Origin of the sequence: Mycobacterium sp. SMC-21 (genome assembly GCF_045310825.1) — a bacterium.
Lineage (GTDB): Bacteria > Actinomycetota > Actinomycetes > Mycobacteriales > Mycobacteriaceae > Mycobacterium.
This window is the reverse complement of sequence record NZ_JBJIAO010000093.1, coordinates 1-1502: the sequence shown is the minus strand read 5'-3', so window position 1 is coordinate 1502 and position 1502 is coordinate 1. Positions and strand designations below refer to the sequence as shown.

Sequence of the window (1502 nt, the reverse complement as noted above, 5' to 3'; positions counted from 1 at the left end):
AATCGCCCGCCCGCCAGATCGCGCTCGTGCCCGCGCCCGACCTCCGCCAGTCGGAGACCGCGCTTGCGATCGCGCGCGGCACGGCGCGACTTCTGCGATCGCTGGGATTTTCCTGCATCAGCGAATTACCGCTGCCGTCGGGCCGAAGGGCCGATCTGGTTGCGCTGAATGAGCGCGGCGAGATCTGGATCGTGGAGATCAAGTCATCGGTCGAGGATCTGCGCGCCGACCAGAAATGGCAGGACTACCGGATGCGAGATTTTCCCGGCCGGGACCGGCCTGATCATCGCCGATGCGTATGGCGCACATCTGCATTGCGAGGCGCCGGAGCATCGCCTGCCGGCGGCAACCCGCAAGGCAATGACGGTGCGCTTTGCGATGGCCGCGGCACAGCGGATCAACCGGCTGGTCGACCCACAGGGGCATGAGCTTTAGACTCAGTAATCCGTCATCCCCGCGCAAAGGCTTCGCCTTTGTCGCTGGAGGAGCGCGCAGCGCGTCTCGAAGGATGCACGGCCATCAGCAGGGCCGTCGCCCCTTCGAGACGCGCTCCTCAGAGCGTGTGAATTTTTGTGGCTTGGGCGAAAGATGTAGCGGGAGGGATGGGGGATGTGATTCCCTGCAATCGCTGAATTGCGGGAGAGCGGGAGATGGCTGAAGACCAGCTGTTTGGAGAACTGCCGGAGCAGCCGAAGCCGCAAACTGATGCGGCGCCAGCGGGTTTGCCGCGTCTGCGCGAGCCGCAGCGCGATCAGATTGAACTGCGGGCGGTGGATATCGATAGCCTGATCGGGGAAGATCATCCGGCGCGGGTGATCTGGTGCTATGTCGACGGGCTCGAGCTGCGCGAGCTTGAAGATCGGATCAAGGCGCGGGGCGAGAGGCCGGGTCATCCGGCGACGTCGCCACGGCTTTTGCTGGCACTGTGGCTCTATGCGACCAGCGACGGGGTAGGAAGCGCTCGCGCCCTGGAGCGGCTGTGCGAGAGCCACGATGTCTATCGCTGGCTGTGTGGCGGGGTCTCGGTGAACTACCATACGCTGGCGGACTTCCGGGTCGGATGCGCCGATCTGCTCGATCGGCTGCTCGCCGAACATCTTGCGGCCTTGGCGGAGGTGGGCCTGGTCGACCTCAGCAAGCTGGCGCAGGACGGCGTGCGGATCCGGGCGAGCGCCGGGGCCGCCTCGTTCCGGCGAGAACAGACACTCGATCACCATTTGGAGACCGCGCAGACGATCGTGGCGGAGCTCAAACGCGAGGTCGAGGCGCGCTCCGATGCCAGCAACCAGCGCATCAAGGCGGCCAAGGAGCGAGCGGCGCGTGAGCGCACCGAACGCCTGAAGGCAGCGCAGGCCGCGCTCGCCGAGATCAAGCGGCAGCGCCAGGCGCGCGAAGACAAGCGCAACAACGGCAAGACGCCGAAGGAGCCGCGCGCCTCTACGACGGACCCCGACGCCCGCGTCATGAAGATGGCCGACGGCGGCTTCCGGCCAGGATACAAT

General features: G+C 66.0%; 1 protein-coding gene and 1 pseudogene. Both read left to right on the top strand.

Annotated features, from left to right (window positions below; all coding sequences use genetic code 11):
• Positions 1–26 precede the first annotated feature (26 nt).
• Positions 27–435, top strand: a pseudogene (locus ACJH6H_RS29660) (MmcB family DNA repair protein).
• 215 nt (positions 436–650) lie between these two features.
• Positions 651–1502, top strand: an 852-nt coding sequence (locus ACJH6H_RS29655) for a transposase (RefSeq protein WP_406776383.1), incomplete at its 3' end; no start/stop codon positions are given.